Origin of the sequence: Thalassotalea agarivorans (assembly GCF_030295955.1) — a bacterium.
GTDB classification, from domain to species: Bacteria; Pseudomonadota; Gammaproteobacteria; order Enterobacterales; family Alteromonadaceae; genus Thalassotalea_D; species Thalassotalea_D agarivorans.
Genome location: NZ_AP027363.1, coordinates 1,282,457 through 1,299,422, shown reverse-complemented (window position 1 = coordinate 1,299,422; position 16,966 = coordinate 1,282,457). Strand labels below are relative to the sequence as shown.

The window sequence follows — 16,966 nt, the reverse complement described above, 5'->3', positions numbered from 1 at the left end:
CTTTGTTATTTATAGTGTGAATTTATCTTTTCGTTGTTATTTTATTTTTTTTAGAGCAAATATTCAAACTGTTCATGCAGTAAAACAGAATAAATATTCAACCTGTATCTATCCTACGTTATTGCTGGAAAGAATAGACATTACCAATATTCAAAATCTTGGTTAATTCGTCAAGTGCATCGTACGATTCTTTTAATAAATTTCCATCTTTTAGGTCTGAAAACGCTAATTGATCGCGATAGTATTTATCAATCCACTGGTTTAATCGATTAAACAAGTCGTCGTTAAGTAAACATTGTGGGTTAACGGCGTTAACTTCATTTTCTGTTAACGCAACGCGTAGCCTCAAACATGCTGGGCCGCCACCGTTTTTCATACTTTCGTTAACATCGAAATAGTGCACATTGGAAATCGGGTTATCCGCTTGAACAACACTCTGCAAGTAGCGGTAAACCGCTTCATTCTCTTTACAATGCATTGGCGCAATAATGCTCATCTCGTTGTCATTGTGAGACACAAGCTGTGTATTAAATAAATAAGAGCTGACACAATCTTCCACACTAACCTGCTCGGTTGGCGCTTCTACAAAATACAGTTGTTCTTCAAATCGTTCCTGAAGTTGTTGCTTAAACTGGTCAGTATTTAAAAACGCTTGTTCGTGATAAAACAAGACATTGCGATTTCCAACCGCTATAACATCGTTGTGAAACACTCCTTGATCAATCACATCAGGATTTTGCTGAACGTACACCGTATTTTTTTCGTTCAATTGGTGCAATCGAGCTATCGCTTCACTCGCTTCTTTGGTTTGCCTTGCAGGAAAAATTGTAGGCTTTGGCATACTGCGATTAAAGGCATAGCGACCAAAAGTAAAAATTTCGATGCCCTGTTTGCCGTAGTCTTGGCACAAACGCGTATGATTTGCCGCACCTTCATCACCAAAATGATCGTTTTCTGGCAGGTGTTCATGATGACTAAAGGTCGCTTCGTCATTGAATACCGCTTTTAAAATATTGCCCGTTGTTTTTGGCTCGATAGAACGATGAAACTTATTCGTTAGGTTTGCTGGGGTAAAATGAATCTTGCCGTCTTGCGTATCCCCTGATGGTGATACGGTGGCTGCATTGGCTGTCCACATGCTTGAAGCGGAAAAACAAGCAGATAACAATACCGGCGCATGCTTATACGCTTTTTCTAACACTTGCTGATCGTTACCGCCAAAACCTACACGCCTTAACACGCCGATATCTGGCCTAGCTTGTGGTGCTAATACACCTTGCACAAAGCCCATATCATGAAGGGCCTTCATTTTAGCTAATCCCTGTTTAGCCGCTTTTTTAGGACTTGAAATCGATTGCGCATTATTAAGGGAGGCAACGTTGCCTTCACTTAGGCCTGCATAATTATGCGTTGGCCCCACTAAACCATCAAAATTGGCTTCTATAGATGACATATTTTTGTGTTCTTTTATATCAGTACTTTAACCAAATTTAGCACAAAAAAAGCCTCAAAAGCGGCTTTTATTAATGAAACTTTATCATTTGTTTAAAATTTGTTCGTTATTCTTCGTCATCTCCTTTTACGCCTCAAACGTCATGTTCAACGGCGTGAATAATTTGTACCCCTGCACTTAAAAAAATTAATAGGAATAATTGGATTTAGACAAAATGTATTAAATTAGTCGTTTAAGCCATTAGTGCGTACAATATAGGAATTACATTTCTATGTTGAGACTCTCACTTGTCTACTCTTTCGTTTTCATCACTGCCTTTAAAGTCGGCGCTTATCCAAAACCTAGATAGCTTAGGCTTCCACCAAATGACCGCTATTCAGGCTTCTTCTCTACCACATATTATCAATGGTAAAGATATAATTGCCCAAGCAAAAACAGGATCTGGAAAAACTGCCGCGTTTGGCTTAGGCGTTATACAAAACCTAGACGTAAGCTTGTTTCGTATCCAATCATTGGTCTTGTGTCCGACGCGTGAACTTGCCGATCAGGTAGCAAAGGAGATTAGACGTTTGGCTCGTACCATACACAATATTAAAGTACTTACCTTATGTGGGGGTATGCCATTTGGCCCTCAAAAAGGGTCGTTGGAACATGGTGCTCATATTATTGTAGGTACACCAGGAAGAATAGAAGATCATTTAAGTAGAGGAACACTTAATTTGAATCACCTGAACACCCTTGTGTTAGACGAAGCTGATCGCATGTTAGACATGGGTTTTCAAGATGCTTTAGATAACATCATTAATCAGTGTCCGAGAAAACGCCAAACCTTGCTGTTTAGTGCAACCTACCCGAAACAAATACAACAGATAGCGGCTAGTATCCTCAATAATCCTGAGACAGTGAAAGAAGAATCTCTTCATCAAAGCGCCTCGATTGACCAACACTTTTTCCAAGTTTCTGGCAACGAACAACGATTATCGGCGCTTGAAATATTGTTAAATACCTACCAACCCGTTGCCAGTGTAATCTTTTGTACAACGAAGGCAGAAACGAGCGCCGTTGCCAATGCATTGGTAAATAGCGGATATAGCTGTGTTGCATTGCATGGTGATCTAGAGCAACGAGACAGAGACCAAACACTGGTCCAGTTTGCGAACAAAAGTGCGCGAATACTTGTTGCCACTGACGTTGCTGCACGTGGGTTAGACATAGACAACGTTGAACTTGTTATAAATTACCATCTGCCCAAAGATAGTGAAGTTTACGTGCATCGTATCGGTAGAACAGGCCGCGGCGACAGCCATGGTTTGGCCTGCACATTAATTTCTGACAAAGAAATTCCAAAGTTGCTTCGACTTGAAGAATATATGAAGCAGCCATTCGAAACCGAGCCTTTGCCAACGATTTCTGAATCTTGCAAACCACTGTCAGCCCAATGGACAACGATTCAAATTGATGCAGGAAAAAAACAAAAGTTACGCCCTGGCGATATTTTAGGCGCTCTAACCTCAAGTAAACAAATCAAAGGCGATGATGTAGGAAAAATTCATATGTTCAGCAATACTGCCTTTGTGGCGATAGCTAAACCAGTAGCAAGAAAAGCGCTCGCCTTGATTACGAATGAGAAAATGAAAGGGAGAAAATTTAGAGCGCGACAAATTAGATAACTATTAAAGCACGAGCGAAGAGCATATTCGCTCGTGCTACATAAGTAATTATTCGTCGTCTACTTTTACGCCCCAAACGTCATGCTCATCGGCATGAATGATTTGTACCCAAACAAGCTCGCCTGGTTTAACGTCAAACTCATCGCTAAGGTGAACTTTTCCATCTACCTCTGGTGCATCCATATAAGAACGCCCTACTGCACCAATGTCTGTTACTTCATCAATAAGCACCAAATACTCTTGGCCGATGCGCGCTTGCAGTTTAGCGGCACTGATTTCCGCTTGCACTTGCATAAAGCGTTGCAGACGCTGTTCCTGTATTTCTTCAGGTACATGATCTGGCAAATCATTGGCAGTTGCGCCTTCAACAGGTGAGTATTTAAAGCAGCCAACGCGATCTAGTTGCGCTTCTCTTAAAAAGTCGAGCAGCTCTTCAAACTCTTCTTCTGTTTCACCTGGAAAGCCGACAATGAAAGTAGAACGTATCACTAATTCAGGGCAAATTTCTCGCCATTTTTTAATACGCTCTAGCACTCTGTCTGAGCTACCAGGGCGTTTCATAAGCTTTAAGATACGCTTACTTGCATGTTGAAAAGGAATGTCCAAGTAAGGCAGTATTTTTCCCTCTGCCATCAGTGGAATAATATCGTCTACGTGCGGGTATGGATAAACATAGTGTAGGCGCACCCAAATACCGAGTTTAGCGAGTTGTTCACACATCGCCTTCATATGCGTTTTAACCGGCATGCCATCCCAGAAATCAGTCTTGTGCTTTACATCTACGCCGTAGGCAGATGTATCCTGTGAAATCACCAATAATTCTTTTACGCCAGCATCAGCTAAACGTTTTGCTTCACTTAGAACACTGCCAATTGGACGAGAATCAAGGTCGCCACGCATGGAAGGAATGATGCAAAAAGTACAACGGTGGTTACAGCCTTCCGATATTTTTAAGTAAGCAAAATGTTTAGGCGTTAACTTAACACCATGATCAGGAATAAGATCGGTAAACGGGTTGTGTTTAGGCTTGGCAACATGGCTATGCACCTGCGTCAATACTTCTTCATAAGCATGAGGACCCGTGACACCTAATACATTGGGATGAATTTCAGTAATCTCATCTTCTTTGGCACCTAAGCAGCCCGTTACAAGCACTTTACCGTTTTCGTTGAGCGCTTCGCCAATGGTGTCGAGCGACTCTTGCACAGCACTATCGATGAAACCACAGGTGTTTACTATCACTAAATCGGCATCATCATAACTTGGCACAACATCATACCCTTCGGTACGAAGTTGGGTCAGTATCCGCTCAGAATCTACCAAGTTTTTGGGACAGCCAAGGCTAACAAAGCCAATACGGCTGCCCTGTGTTTGGCTATGACCTACCTGACTCGCTTGCTCTGCGATGACTTGGTTAGGCGTATCTAGTGTAGTGGTCTGCTTAATGTCAGATTGAGCTTTGGGTGATGTTTTGTTCGGGTCGAATTGTTCAACAGTCATGCGTGTCTTTATTAAATCAATGGTTAGCAGTGCTTTTGAGAGGGCAAATTATACAGCAAAGTATTTGGTTAGTGAACGAAACGTATCAAGCAAATGGTATAGCGTTACGTTTGCAGAAGTGTCCAATTCTTTTACACATTATAGTTTTCGCGTTTTATCTATATCACTATCACAATGTAAATTAAGGATTTTTACGTCTTGGTACGATTAATGCTGACATTCAAGCGAATAACCATAAGCATTACCATTCTATTTCAATGAACGTATTTCAAAGGGAAGTACTATGAAGTTAAAAATGTTAAAAGCGGTCTTGGCAAGTTTGTTTTTGTCATTAAGTAGTATTGCTAATGCAGGTTTAATTACTGAAGAATTAGACGTTGCGATAGTTTCTGGTGTCGCAGTGGGAGCCACGGGATCTTTGTCGGTTGAATTTGACGATGATCTACTATCGGGAGTCGGTGAGGAAACTTTAGAAGGAACAGAGTTTACCATGACCTTGAACTTGCTAGGTCAAATTTTCACTAACACTAATGACACAGATTATCCTCAATACCCATGGTTAATTTTTAGCGATGGCGTAATTACAGAACTAGACTTAATAATCAGTGAAATCAATCGAACAAACCCTACGGATATTAACTTCCCAGGTGTTGTATCGATATCGGGTGGTGATGTCAGATCATCAGACGAACGTTCAGTTTTTCTTGTTACAACTACCGGCGTTCCGGTTCCTGAACCTTCAACCCTAGCGATTTTTGTATTAGGTATTTTGGGGCTGATGTCACGAAAATTAAATCAGTAATTATTCATACGTTTTTAGATTGTTAAAAAGCACCAAATAATGGTGCTTTTTTATTGCTAGCATACCCCTGATAGCTATTGCTAAGTTTGCCTTTGCCAGCCTAATAGGCTTTTACCAATTGAGTCTGTGGATTAACAAGTAGTTTGATGCCTTGTACCATCAATTCGCTTTCCACATTATTTCCATCATCTGTATTAACGACTAATTGACTTTCCTGGCTATGCCAGTTGATTGATGCTATCTGCTCTGCGTTGACAGGGATAGTAAAAGAGCGGCGGCGATCGAGAGAATAAACTTTAGCAGACGTTCTGTTAGGCGTTTTAGATAAATACTGAATCCAATTACCCTGTGGCGACCATTGCACGTTAAACGCTGGTATGTCTTGGCTATCCTTTGCTTGTTCACTTTGGTTAAATGCAATTAATGATAATGCATTTGTTTTTAAATTGAGCAGCCATAAACGGTTATTGTTTTCAACAAAACTTAAGTGGTTGTTATCGTGTGCCCAAGAGATATCCGAAAGATTGCTACTCCTTGATACGAGGTGTTCGGATACTGAGTTGCCTTCCTTGTCCTTAACTATTAAATAATACGTTTGATGCTGCTCGACAAATGTTGCCTGTAAGGATGAATCCATACTCCATACCGGTGCTATTTCTAAGGTAGTTTGCTCAGCTTGAGCGGGTGCCAAAGCGACTGAGTTGATAACTAATACAACGAAACATATTAAATACTTCATGACTTCCTCCATAAAACCTAAAATTTTGCTTAGCTACTCCTATCTGCTCAATTCAGTATTGTTCAGGTTGTTAAAAAATGACTTACGGTTTTCTAACCATTTAAGTTAAACCTTACGATTTCCTTACCAATCATAGATTTAGTAGAAAAATACTGCATTTCAGTGATATAAAAAACTAGAAACTATGACATTGCCACGCAATACCAGGGCATGACAAAACGAAGACATTAGACTTTAATAGTTACATACACTGCATATAGGCAACAATTCGAATGGATGCTAAAGGTCCCGTTAGTAAAGCAGAGAAACAATATTCGTTTAAGCTAGGCGCTTGGACCGTTGATAGTGGTTCTAATCAGCTCATTAGCAATGGAAAGTGCTACACCATCGAACCTAAAATGATGGATGTACTGATTTACCTTTGCCAGCATGCTGGGCAAACCATTAGTGCAGAACAATTACTGACCGCTTGTTGGGCAGGCACTTTTTATGGTGACGCCCCTGTGCAAAAATGCATCGCGGGTCTGAGAAAGAAACTTGGCTGCGATGCTAAAAACCCGAGCTACATAGAAACCATCTATCGTCGGGGGTATAAAATTATCGCTAATGTCGATTTCCCTGACGATGGCCCTGACCTCTCGCAGCGTACCCCCCTTAAAAAATGGAATGATGGCTCTCCATATTTGGGCTTGAATACGTTTGAGAATAAACATGCGGCGGTCTATTTTGGCAGAACAGCAGCTATAGCTGACGTAGTTCATCATCTAACCCTTTGTATAGAAAAACAATGCCACTTTCTTTTAGTTCTGGGTAAAAGCGGTAGTGGTAAGTCCTCTTTAATCAGAGCGGGGGTCCTGCCACAATTAAGCAAAGAGAAAGGGCTTTTTCCGCTTAATGTGGTCAAACACCATATCGTGATGCCCAGTCAAAGTATTCACGAGTCGCCAACCGTTACACTTGTAAATGCACTAGAAGCCATGTCATTGCTAAAGGAAAGCATTTCTCTCGACAAGTTTATTAAAGAGGTTAAACGAAGCCCAGAACGCATTAATGCGGGAATTGCATTACCGACTAATATATCAACTTCTCCAGATAGCATTGAGCTATCCAGTGCCCATGAAAAAAAACCAACCACCTCTTATTGTTTGCTCGTTTTAGACCAATTTGAACAGTTTTTACTTGATGAAAACCTAACGACAGCCGCCAAAGAGCATTTAGTACTTTGCATTAAGCAATTAGCCCTGCACGAGCATATTTTATGTGTGGCGCTACTTAGAAATGATTTTTATGCAGAATGCACAGCTATAAAAGGATTCACTGAATTAAAAGATGCTGGTAGCCAATATGATTTGCAGCCACCAACACCAACAGAAATCACAAGGATGATAAGAAACCCTGCTATTGCCGCAGGCCTTACTTTTGAACAGGATGCAAAGTCAGGTGTGCAATTGGACGATATATTGCTAGATACCGCGGTTAAGAACCCAGATGCGCTGCCGCTGCTTGAATACACCTTAGATCAACTCTATCAAAAACGCAGCAAAGACAACCAATTAACAATGAATGTTTATCATCAAATTGGTGGAATAGAAGGCGCTATCGCGAAGCAAGCGGAAAAAGTGTTCACCAGCCTACCTAAAAAAACACAAGGCTGTTGGAATAACATCATGCATGCGTTAATCCAGGTGGATCATAAAAACAAACATGCTGTGACAGCGCGAAAAGTACCGATAACCGCATTCAAAACAGCGTTGGAAAAACAATTTATTCAACGATTCTTAGATGCTCAGTTGTTTGTATCATTGATACAAAACGCTCGAGGAGAGCCGGTGCAATACATTACCATAGCGCATGAAGCTTTGCTCAAACACTGGCAACGAATAAAACAATGGTTAAATGACAATGCCAGCGCTATTCAGACCAGAGAGCAACTTGCGGAAAATTGTGCTTTTTGGTTGGAAAGCGGTAAAGCGTCGGACGCCTTGTTGAATTCTAAAAAGAAGGTGCTTGACTGCATTGACTTAATGGATCGCTCGGAAATTACGCTAAGTAAGGCAGAGCTTGAATTTATCGCAAAATCAAAACGCTACCAAAGTAGAAAAAAGTATGTATTAGCCACTGCAGTTGTTGCGTTAATCGCCTTTAGCATCTCCACTTGGTTTCAAGCAAAGCAAGTGAGGTTTGAACGTGATACTGCACTAACGCAAAGTCAGCGAACTAAAGCCATATCAAAGTTTTTAACCAAAATACTAACCGCCGAGAGCCCCTATGAGGCGCAAGGAAAAGACCTCCTATTAGAAGATGTCTTGGCTAATGCAAGTGAACAACTTAACGATAAAAATGAAAAGAGCACTATTCAACAACTCTATGTTGATGCGCTATTACACAAAACACTTGGCGTGATTTACATTGATCTTGGTAAAATTAAACCGGCGGAATATCACCTAAATAAGGGATTCCGCATATACAAAGATAATAATTTAACAAGAGATGAAGATTACCTTGGCTTGCTGTTTACTTTAAGTCGGTTAAGTGTGCTTAAATCCGATCCTACAGGCGAATACGCAAGAATTATAGAAACGATTGAGGTGAGCAAACTGTTGTTTGGAGAAGAACATAAGGATACTTTAGGCGCATTAGACAATCTTGCCACCTATTATCTGGATCAAAAAAACTACGATGAAGCAGAAGCTATATTTTTAGATGTTTACCACCGTCGAAAAACGCTATTTGGTGCAAGCCACAACCATACTTTGTACTCACTTGAAAACTTGGGTGACTTGTATTTTGCACAAAACATGTATTCAAAAGCAGAAAGCTACTACTCACAGTGCTATGAAACTTGGCTAGAAAAAGCCCAATTAAACAATCCATACACGCTACATTGCATGCGAAGACTAGCGATAACTCAGCTAGCGACTAACCAATATGACAACGCTGAAAAGCTTTTTACTCGACATATAGATGCCTCTTCTCGCGTGATGGGAACTGACCATCCCGAAGTACTAAGCTCAAAACATTACCTAGGTGAACTCTACATTGAAACGGGAAAAAGTAACCAAGCAAGATTATTACTGACAGAAACTTGGCAGCAACGAAAAGCTATACTTGGCGAATCTCACAAAAACACCCTACTCACCAAGCGAAAACTCGATGAAGTGATTAGCATTGAAGCAGGGACAGAATAGCATTGCGCTATAACAAGTATAACTATTAAAGCACTATACAGGTTGCCGAGTTATTGTAAAAAACTAACGACTATCGACGTTTGCCCGTTAAAAACTGCCATAACATCACCCAGTCACCTAGGAAGCTATACCAAGGGTATTGGAAAGTCGCAGGTTTGTTTTTCTCGAAGAAGAAATGGCCCACCCAAGCAAATCCATATCCACAAACAAAAGAAACTAACAACAACCAAGGGTTTTGTACGACAAGTGCATAGACGAACAATACCAACCCTAAACTTGTACCGATATAGTGCAAATAGCGGCTTGTTTTGTTTTCGTGTTGTGACAAGTAAAAAGGATAAAATTCTTTAAACGTTTTGTATTGCTTTTCCATGAGGTACGTCTTTTTGATTGATGTATCAAAAGTACAGTAACAAGAAATGTGCTGGGAATAAATCTTTATCGCATAGTAAAAATTGCCCAAAGGCCAAGGGGATTAACCTTGGCCATCTGCAAATTAACGCGTTATACCACCATTAGCGCGTGCTGCATGAAGTTTCTTATAGCTTTCAATGAGTCTTAGGTGAGGCTCTATGCCTTCCAGTGCCATACTGGTTTCTGTAAGGCCAGAAAATGTTACCTCTCCGGTTAACGAACCAACCACTTGCGCCATCACATCTTCTGAATACATACGATTAAAGCTGTCTAAATAATCTTCTAGCTCTAAAGATTCATCTAATGCTATTTCTAAAACTAGGTGCATCGCTTGATAGAACAAGCCTCGCTCTACGGTATTGTCATTGTATTGCAAAAACTCTCCAACCATATCATAGGCTTCTTCAAATGCGCCCAGTGCAAGTGCGATAAGAATTTTGAGTTCTAATATTGTCAGCTGACCCCAAACCGTATTTTCATCAAATTCGATGCCTATCAGGGTACGAATATCAATATAATTGTCTAATTGACTATCCTCTAAACGATGAAACAAACTTTCTAACTGCTCATCACTTAGACGGTGCAAATTAAGGATATCTTCTCGATACTCTAACGCTTTGTTAGTGTTGTCCCAGATAAGGTCTTCGACTGGATATACCTCAGAAAAATCTGGTACTAAAATACGACAAGCGGTAGCGCCCAAATCTTCGTATACCGCCATATATGACTCTTTACCTAACTTAGAAAGAATGGCCATTAGTTGCTGACATTCTTCCTCGTTGCTGCCCGAAAAATCCCACTCACAGAAACTATAATCATGTTTCGCACTAAAAAATCGCCACGATATAACACCGGTAGAATCAATAAAATGTTCCACAAAGTTTTCTGGTTCAGCAACCGCTTCACTGCTAAACGTTGGTTTAGGTACGTCGTTTAACCCTTCAAAGCTTCTGCCTTGTAGCAACTCAGTTAAACTGCGCTCCAACGCAACCTCAAAACTTGGATGAGCGCCAAATGATGCAAATACACCACCTGTTTTCGGATTCATCAAGGTGACACACATAACCGGGAATTTTCCGCCAAGCGAAGCATCCTTTACCACCACAGGAAAACCTTGTGCTTCTAGGCCAGCGATCCCTGCCTGAATAGCAGGGTATTTCGCTAAAACCTGCTCTGGCACATCAGGTAATGAAATTTCTTGCTCGATAATTTGTCGCTTTACAGCGCGTTCAAAAATTTCTGACAAACATTGGACTTGCGCTTCATGTAGGTTGTTACCCGCGCTCATGCCATTGCTTAAAAATAAGTTCTCGATAAGGTTTGAAGGAAAGTAAACCGTTTCGCCATCAGACGCGCGGGTATAAGGCAAGCTGCAAATACCACGTTCAAAATTGCCTGAATTTGTATCAATTAAGTTTGAACCATATAGCTCGTCATCTGGGTTGTAAATAGCGCGAGTATATTCGTCGAGTATCCCTTCAGGTAAACTGTCATCTTCGGTCAGTGCAAACCACTTTTCATTGGGGTAATGAACAAACTCGCTATTGGCAATCTCTTCACCAAAAAACTGGTCATTGTAAAAGAAGTTACAACTTAAACGTTCAATGAACTCACCTAACGCTGAACATAGCGCACTTTCCTTACTTGCGCCTTTACCGTTGGTAAAACACATTGGCGACTGAGCATCACGAATATGTAAAGACCAAACATTGGGCACGATATTACGCCAAGACGAAACTTCTATTTTCATACCGAGGCTCGACAAAATCGACGTCATATTTTCGATCGTTTTCTCAAGTGGTAAGTCTTTACCTAAAATGTATGTTTCACTATGTTCACCGACATCAACCATCAGCATAGCTTCGTTGTTATCTGCTAGGCTTTCTACAGCATTAACCTTGAAGGTAGGATTGGTTTGAACCACTTTTTTTACTGTACAACGATCAATCGAACGCAAAATACCTTGACGATCTTTTTCAGAAATCGTCTCAGGTAACTCAACGTCTATTTGAAAGACTTGGTTATAACGATCTTCAGGGTCAACAATATTGTTTTGAGATACTTTGATATTGTCGGTAGATATATCTCTTGCATTGCAATACACCTTGACGAAATACGCCGCACAAAGCGCAGAAGAAGCTAGAAAATAATCAAAAGGGCTCGGCGCACTACCGTCACCTTTATAACGAATAGGTTGATCAGCAATAACGCTAAAATCATCAAATTTTGCTTCTAATCTCAAGTTATCAAGAAAATTTACATTTATTTCCATCGGAAAGTCTCATAGTCAAACGCGGATCGCGAGTTAAGTGCGTTAACGGGTATAGCGTATTATCGGCTTTTTAGCGGCATTAGTCTTGAAAAAAGTGTCATCTATTGTTTAAAAAACAAAAAAGCCGACAATAATTTCTTATTGTCGACCTATTTAAGCAGGCATAAATACAACGATGTATTCTTATTGCCCCATACTATTGATGTCTATGCTGCACCATTAGCGCGCCAGAAACGTTCCCCACTTCTACATCTTGTATAAAATCGTAGCCCACGCTTTCAAAAAAGCGTTGATATTTATCCATCGTAGAATAAACAGCAACACCCTCACTATCTGGGTGCTCACTTAGCACCGTATTCACCGCGGCCATAAGATATTGTCCTAAGCCATGTTGTTGATGTAGCGGGTGCACAGCAATAAACGACAACATATGAAACTTATCAAGCGGCACAGAGGAGAGGATAATTTCCTCTTTCTCGATTAATTGTTTGGTACTAACGTAACCTGCGCTTAGCAACATTTTTAGGCGCCAGTGCCAGAATCGTTCGCTGCCTAAACCGTCATCAGGGCCGTTTAAACATGCTACACCGACCATAGCTTCGCCTAAGTATAGGCCAATGATAGGTTGTTTAGCCTGCCAAAATGCGCCAAGCTCCTCTCGAATAGAAGCGCGTAAACGTTGCTCGTAGTCGTCACGTTGACCATTGAAGATTTCTAAAAATACGGGATCGTCGTGGTAGGCTTGATATAAAAGTGATGCTGCTAGCTTTAAGTCTTCTGCGCCAAGATAGGCTGCGCGAATATCTGTTTGCGGTTTTTCAGTTACAACGTCTGTCATGTCCTCTCCCCGTTTATTATGATTATTTTTATACGCATGAACATAAGTGCAGGTTCAACAGCGGACTTATAAACATAGCAACTAACATTAACATTGGTCAAATATTGTGCATAGCAATATAAAAAAGGGCGCAAAAAGCGCCCTTATATCATTATTAACTTATTGATTTTTACATCATTTTGTAAGCTGTTTCGCCCCAAGCAACCAGTTTACCTTGTTTAAATATAAGTGGCGTACACTCATCTTTAGTGGTTAAGCCATCTTTATGTTTACGGTGTGTTCTATAGTAAAGCACTTAAATGCTTTCACCGTCTTTTTGATATACCTCATTAAAGTTAGGCGTACCAAATAGCTTCATAACGCTATCGAGTGAATCGTTCACCGCTACGCGAGCAAGTTTTTCTCTGTTGTTATCTTGAATTCGTTCAAAATCACTGTTGCTATATTCCTTGTCACTGCCGGTGCCTACAGCAAACACACACCCTGTAGTAGATAATGCTAATGGCGCTACAAGCACTAAGGCTATTAAAGACTTTTTCATGTTAACTCTCTCTTACTCTTTTTGAATAAATCAATTAATTATCATTGCAACTAGATACAGCAAACACCTTGCCAAAATTTTAACCCATTGAATTTATTGCCATTTAAATACAACTTCAAAAAAACAGCTTACTAGTTTTAGTGAAATAGACTAACATCTAGCGAAATTTACACAGCCGAATTGACCAAATCTGTATAAGGTTTAACCGCTATGACATCAATTAATGACATACATCAAATTGCCAACAAGCTTAAAAACGAAGGAAAGCAGCCAACGACTGCCTTGGTAAAAAGCAGAGTAACGGGTAATGTTCCCTTACCTACTATTATACAAGCAATGAAAAGCTGGCAACATGAACCAGACAATATAGCAACCAACGCACCTGTAGCCGAAAAACAAACAGTTGAGGAAGCAAGCACAGGTAGTGACAGTGATATACTGAGTCAAATTCTCAATCGTTTAACCGCGATCGAAGACAGAATCAGTCGTATGGAAGCGCAGTTAAAAAAGTAATGTGATAACTGTGAGTGCTAGTCCCAAGTATCAACATATGGCGTTAGTTGCGCCATAAATTCGGCAAGTGAGTCTGCTATTTTCTTGTGAGGCTCTTTGCCAACCTGCTCCACCCAGACCTCGCCCGTACTATTTAACACCGACAAAATCATATCTTCTTGATCGGTTACCGCAAAAAACACAGTCTCCGCTTGCTTAAGCTTACGCTTCATTAGAATGTGACCAATAATATTCTGTTGTAGTCGGTCAAAATCGTCTTGATTCCATGCAAACAATAAACTTAAACGGCCTTCACTATGACTGGCGTGAATGTCTTCACTATAGACCGAGAGAAAGTAATCTTTAATATCCTGATGAAACGACAACTCAAGCGCTTGTTCTACATTGTCGAAGTTAATGTCATCAGCTATCGGCTTAGGTGTCCAAAAACAATACTCATTGTCTTTGTCACCGGCCTCACAAGGCGATGGCCATTGCGCATCCTTTTCAGCAACAGGCAAATGTCCATGGGCTTGTTCAAATTGTTCGGTGTATTGCTGCGTAAATTGTACTACAGCGTTTTTGGTGGCATTGTCAGTCATACTTCTTCGCGCTAATTTTTTATTAACCACAGCGGCTAACTGTTATAAAATAAGGTATCAGTTTAACTGCCATCATCAGTCCTTGGCAATGGAAACGAAATAAATGAGCAAATACAAAGATAGTCAGGCGTTAAAAGGTTTGACGTTAGGTAAAACCACCGCTTATGTCAGCGAATATCAACCAGAGATTTTGCAAGCAGTACCGCGTAGTTTAAATCGTGATGATATTGATGTCTCCAATGACAATTTGCCATTTAAAGGCGAGGATGTGTGGTATGGTTACGAACTGTCTTGGCTTAACGCCAAAGGCAAGCCTATAGTTGCGGTCGCTGAATTTAGATTCCCTTGCGAAAGCGAAAACATTGTTGAATCAAAATCATTCAAGCTCTATTTAAACAGTTTTAATCAATCGCGTTTCGACAGTTGGCATGCGGTCAAAGATGCATTAACAAAAGATTTAAGTGAGGTAGCAAAACTACCTGTGCAAGTTACTCTTTTTGCGGTCGATGACTGCCCTGCATTGCAGATAGGCCAATCAACAGCGCTGTGTATAGATGATTTAGATATCAACATAGACGATTTTGACTTCAATCCATCGCTACTCGAAGGGGCGCAAGCAATTGATGGAGAAATACGCAGCGTATCTTTGGTTAGTCATCTACTTAAGTCCAACTGTTTGATCACTAATCAACCAGACTGGGCGTCTCTTTATATCGATTACCAAGGCAAGGAAATTGATAACGAGAAATTATTGGCGTACATCATTTCGTTTCGACAACATAATGAATTTCATGAGCAGTGTGTTGAGCGAATATTTTGCGACTTACAACATTATTTCGAGCTATCGTCATTAACTGTCTATGCACGTTATACAAGACGTGGCGGTTTAGATATCAATCCATACAGAAGCACAGCAGACTTGAGCGCGCCTAGTTTACGTACATTAAGGCAATAATTCCCTTTAAGCGTTAGAAAACGCTTAAAAAACAAAAACCTTACCTTGAGCAATTCCTTTTTTGCGTTAAGATGAGGTTAAGAGAAAGCACCTGGGCTTTCTCATTGTTTGGAGGGGTTTTATGCGCACGCAAGTCAATCCTGTAGGTTCTATGAACTTACTTTCACACATGGAAGTCGACCGTTTACAGCAATCAGCGACCAGTGAACTTTATAATCTTTACAGAAATTGTAGTTTGGCGGTCTTAAACTCGGGCAGTAACACCGATGACGCTGAAGCGATTTACAAGCAATTTGAAACATTTCATATTCAATTACTCCGTCGAGAACGTGGTCTCAAGCTCGAGTTATGTAACCCACCTAAAGAAGCATTCGTCGACGGCAAAATTATCCGTGGTATACAAGAATTACTCTCTGCCGTTTTGCGCGATATCTTATATATTCATTCTCGCTATTTAGGCGCGGAAACAAAAACAGAGCACGTCACGCATATTGTGTTTGATATTCTGCGTAACGCTCGCATGATCAAGCCTGAAACCGAGCCAAACCTTGTTACCTGTTGGGGCGGACACTCAATCAATCAAGAAGAATACAAATACACTAAGCAAGTGGGTTATGAACTTGGTTTACGTGGCTTTAACATCTGTACTGGCTGCGGCCCAGGTGCTATGAAGGGCCCGATGAAAGGGGCAACCATTGGGCATGCAAAACAGCGTAAATATACGGGCCGATACCTTGGACTCACGGAGCCAAGCATCATTGCCGCAGAGCCGCCTAACCCCATTGTCAATGAATTGGTGATCATGCCGGATATTGAAAAACGTTTAGAAGCATTTGTTAGGGTCTCTCACGGTATTATTATTTTTCCGGGTGGCGCGGGAACCGCAGAAGAACTGCTCTATTTACTGGGTATTTTGTTAAACCCGAAGAATAGCGAGCAAAAATTACCTGTCATTTTAACCGGCCCTGAATCTAGCGCTCCCTATTTTGAAGAAATAGACGCGTTTGTTGGCGCAACACTTGGTAAACAAGCACAAGATCTTTACGAAATTATCATCGACGAGCCAAGAACCGTTGCTGATCATATGAAGAAAAAACTAGAGCTCGTTATCGACCACAGACGTGATACCGGCGATGGTTTTCACTTTAATTGGTCATTGGAAATTGAGAAAGAATTTCAAGAACCCTTTGAACCCACTCATGAAAATATGGCGGGCTTAGCCATTGATTCAACGATTGAATTGCCACATCTAGCGGCAAATTTGAGGCGTGCCTTCTCTGGTATTGTTGCTGGTAATGTGAAGTCTGAAGGGATAAAAGCAATAAGAGAAAATGGACCATTTATTATTTCTGGTGAAGAGCGTATCATGGCTCTTATGGATAAGTTATTGCAGTCGTTTGTTGAGCAACAGCGGATGAAACTACCTGGCACTGAGTATGTGCCTTGCTACAAGGTTGCAAGAAGCTAGTATAAAAGCCGCAGCGGTTTACGTTGCGGCAA

At 40.8% G+C, this 16,966-nt stretch carries 13 protein-coding genes and 1 pseudogene; 6 read left to right on the top strand and 8 right to left on the bottom strand.

Annotated features, from left to right (window positions below; all coding sequences use genetic code 11):
* Positions 1-118 precede the first annotated feature (118 nt).
* Complete coding sequence (gene astB, locus QUD85_RS06130; RefSeq protein WP_093329993.1) at positions 119-1,453, bottom strand: N-succinylarginine dihydrolase; 1,335 nt, start codon at positions 1,451-1,453, stop codon at positions 119-121.
* A 287-nt stretch (positions 1,454-1,740) separates the two neighbouring features.
* On the opposite strand from astB, the gene dbpA reads away from it, so the two are divergent.
* Positions 1,741-3,123 carry an ATP-dependent RNA helicase DbpA gene (dbpA, locus tag QUD85_RS06125; RefSeq protein WP_093329990.1) on the top strand — a complete coding sequence of 461 codons (1,383 nt, stop codon included), beginning with the start codon at positions 1,741-1,743 and terminating at the stop codon, positions 3,121-3,123.
* 48 nt (positions 3,124-3,171) lie between these two features.
* Here dbpA and rimO read toward each other — a convergent pair whose 3' ends face one another.
* Entirely contained in the window at positions 3,172-4,623 is a 1,452-nt protein-coding gene (gene rimO, locus QUD85_RS06120; RefSeq protein ID WP_093329988.1) for a 30S ribosomal protein S12 methylthiotransferase RimO, read from the bottom strand.
* A gap of 283 nt (positions 4,624-4,906) precedes the next feature.
* On the opposite strand from rimO, the gene QUD85_RS06115 reads away from it, so the two are divergent.
* On the top strand, positions 4,907-5,425 hold the full coding sequence (locus QUD85_RS06115; RefSeq protein WP_093329985.1) for a PEP-CTERM sorting domain-containing protein: 519 nt from the start codon (positions 4,907-4,909) through the stop codon (positions 5,423-5,425).
* Between the two features lie 100 nt (positions 5,426-5,525).
* Here QUD85_RS06115 and QUD85_RS06110 read toward each other — a convergent pair whose 3' ends face one another.
* Positions 5,526-6,164 carry a hypothetical protein gene (locus tag QUD85_RS06110; RefSeq protein ID WP_143047954.1) on the bottom strand — a complete coding sequence of 213 codons (639 nt, stop codon included), beginning with the start codon at positions 6,162-6,164 and terminating at the stop codon, positions 5,526-5,528.
* 272 nt (positions 6,165-6,436) lie between these two features.
* On the opposite strand from QUD85_RS06110, the gene QUD85_RS06105 reads away from it, so the two are divergent.
* On the top strand, positions 6,437-9,352 hold the full coding sequence (locus QUD85_RS06105; RefSeq protein ID WP_093329980.1) for an nSTAND1 domain-containing NTPase: 2,916 nt from the start codon (positions 6,437-6,439) through the stop codon (positions 9,350-9,352).
* 70 nt (positions 9,353-9,422) lie between these two features.
* On the opposite strand, the gene QUD85_RS06100 is transcribed toward QUD85_RS06105, so the two are convergent.
* From QUD85_RS06100 to QUD85_RS06085, 4 genes and pseudogenes are all read right to left on the bottom strand, one after another.
* On the bottom strand, positions 9,423-9,725 hold the full coding sequence (locus tag QUD85_RS06100; RefSeq protein WP_093329978.1) for a DUF962 domain-containing protein: 303 nt from the start codon (positions 9,723-9,725) through the stop codon (positions 9,423-9,425).
* Between the two features lie 123 nt (positions 9,726-9,848).
* Positions 9,849-12,038, bottom strand: a complete 2,190-nt coding sequence (locus QUD85_RS06095; RefSeq protein WP_093329976.1) for an OsmC domain/YcaO domain-containing protein — start codon at positions 12,036-12,038, stop codon at positions 9,849-9,851.
* Between the two features lie 196 nt (positions 12,039-12,234).
* Entirely contained in the window at positions 12,235-12,876 is a 642-nt protein-coding gene (locus QUD85_RS06090; protein ID WP_093329973.1) for a GNAT family N-acetyltransferase, read from the bottom strand.
* Between the two features lie 169 nt (positions 12,877-13,045).
* Positions 13,046-13,417: pseudogene (locus QUD85_RS06085) on the bottom strand (DUF3192 domain-containing protein).
* A 210-nt stretch (positions 13,418-13,627) separates the two neighbouring features.
* Here QUD85_RS06085 and QUD85_RS06080 point away from each other — a divergent pair.
* A complete protein-coding gene (locus QUD85_RS06080; protein ID WP_093329968.1) occupies positions 13,628-13,930 on the top strand; it encodes a hypothetical protein in 303 nt (100 codons plus the stop codon).
* Between the two features lie 17 nt (positions 13,931-13,947).
* On the opposite strand, the gene syd is transcribed toward QUD85_RS06080, so the two are convergent.
* Positions 13,948-14,511, bottom strand: a complete 564-nt coding sequence (gene syd / locus QUD85_RS06075) for a SecY-interacting protein (protein ID WP_093329967.1) — start codon at positions 14,509-14,511, stop codon at positions 13,948-13,950.
* Between the two features lie 103 nt (positions 14,512-14,614).
* Here syd and queF point away from each other — a divergent pair, with 103 nt between their 5' ends.
* Together queF and ppnN are read left to right on the top strand one after the other, a co-directional pair.
* Positions 14,615-15,466, top strand: coding sequence for an NADPH-dependent 7-cyano-7-deazaguanine reductase QueF (gene queF, locus QUD85_RS06070; protein WP_093329965.1), 852 nt, complete (start codon positions 14,615-14,617; stop codon positions 15,464-15,466).
* Positions 15,467-15,587: 121 nt separating this feature from the next.
* A complete protein-coding gene (ppnN, locus tag QUD85_RS06065) occupies positions 15,588-16,934 on the top strand; it encodes a nucleotide 5'-monophosphate nucleosidase PpnN (protein ID WP_093329963.1) in 1,347 nt (448 codons plus the stop codon).
* Positions 16,935-16,966 lie beyond the last annotated feature (32 nt).

Coding starts and splice junctions, on each gene's coding strand:
- astB (WP_093329993.1), bottom strand. CDS start 1,453: ATGTCATCTATAGAAGCCAATTTTGATGGTTTAGTGGGGCCAACGCAT.
- rimO (WP_093329988.1), bottom strand. CDS start 4,623: ATGACTGTTGAACAATTCGACCCGAACAAAACATCACCCAAAGCTCAA.
- QUD85_RS06115 (WP_093329985.1), top strand. CDS start 4,907: ATGAAGTTAAAAATGTTAAAAGCGGTCTTGGCAAGTTTGTTTTTGTCA.
- QUD85_RS06110 (WP_143047954.1), bottom strand. CDS start 6,164: ATGAAGTATTTAATATGTTTCGTTGTATTAGTTATCAACTCAGTCGCT.
- QUD85_RS06105 (WP_093329980.1), top strand. CDS start 6,437: ATGGATGCTAAAGGTCCCGTTAGTAAAGCAGAGAAACAATATTCGTTT.
- QUD85_RS06100 (WP_093329978.1), bottom strand. CDS start 9,725: ATGGAAAAGCAATACAAAACGTTTAAAGAATTTTATCCTTTTTACTTG.
- QUD85_RS06095 (WP_093329976.1), bottom strand. CDS start 12,038: ATGGAAATAAATGTAAATTTTCTTGATAACTTGAGATTAGAAGCAAAA.
- QUD85_RS06090 (WP_093329973.1), bottom strand. CDS start 12,876: ATGACAGACGTTGTAACTGAAAAACCGCAAACAGATATTCGCGCAGCC.
- QUD85_RS06080 (WP_093329968.1), top strand. CDS start 13,628: ATGACATCAATTAATGACATACATCAAATTGCCAACAAGCTTAAAAAC.
- syd (WP_093329967.1), bottom strand. CDS start 14,511: ATGACTGACAATGCCACCAAAAACGCTGTAGTACAATTTACGCAGCAA.
- queF (WP_093329965.1), top strand. CDS start 14,615: ATGAGCAAATACAAAGATAGTCAGGCGTTAAAAGGTTTGACGTTAGGT.
- ppnN (WP_093329963.1), top strand. CDS start 15,588: ATGCGCACGCAAGTCAATCCTGTAGGTTCTATGAACTTACTTTCACAC.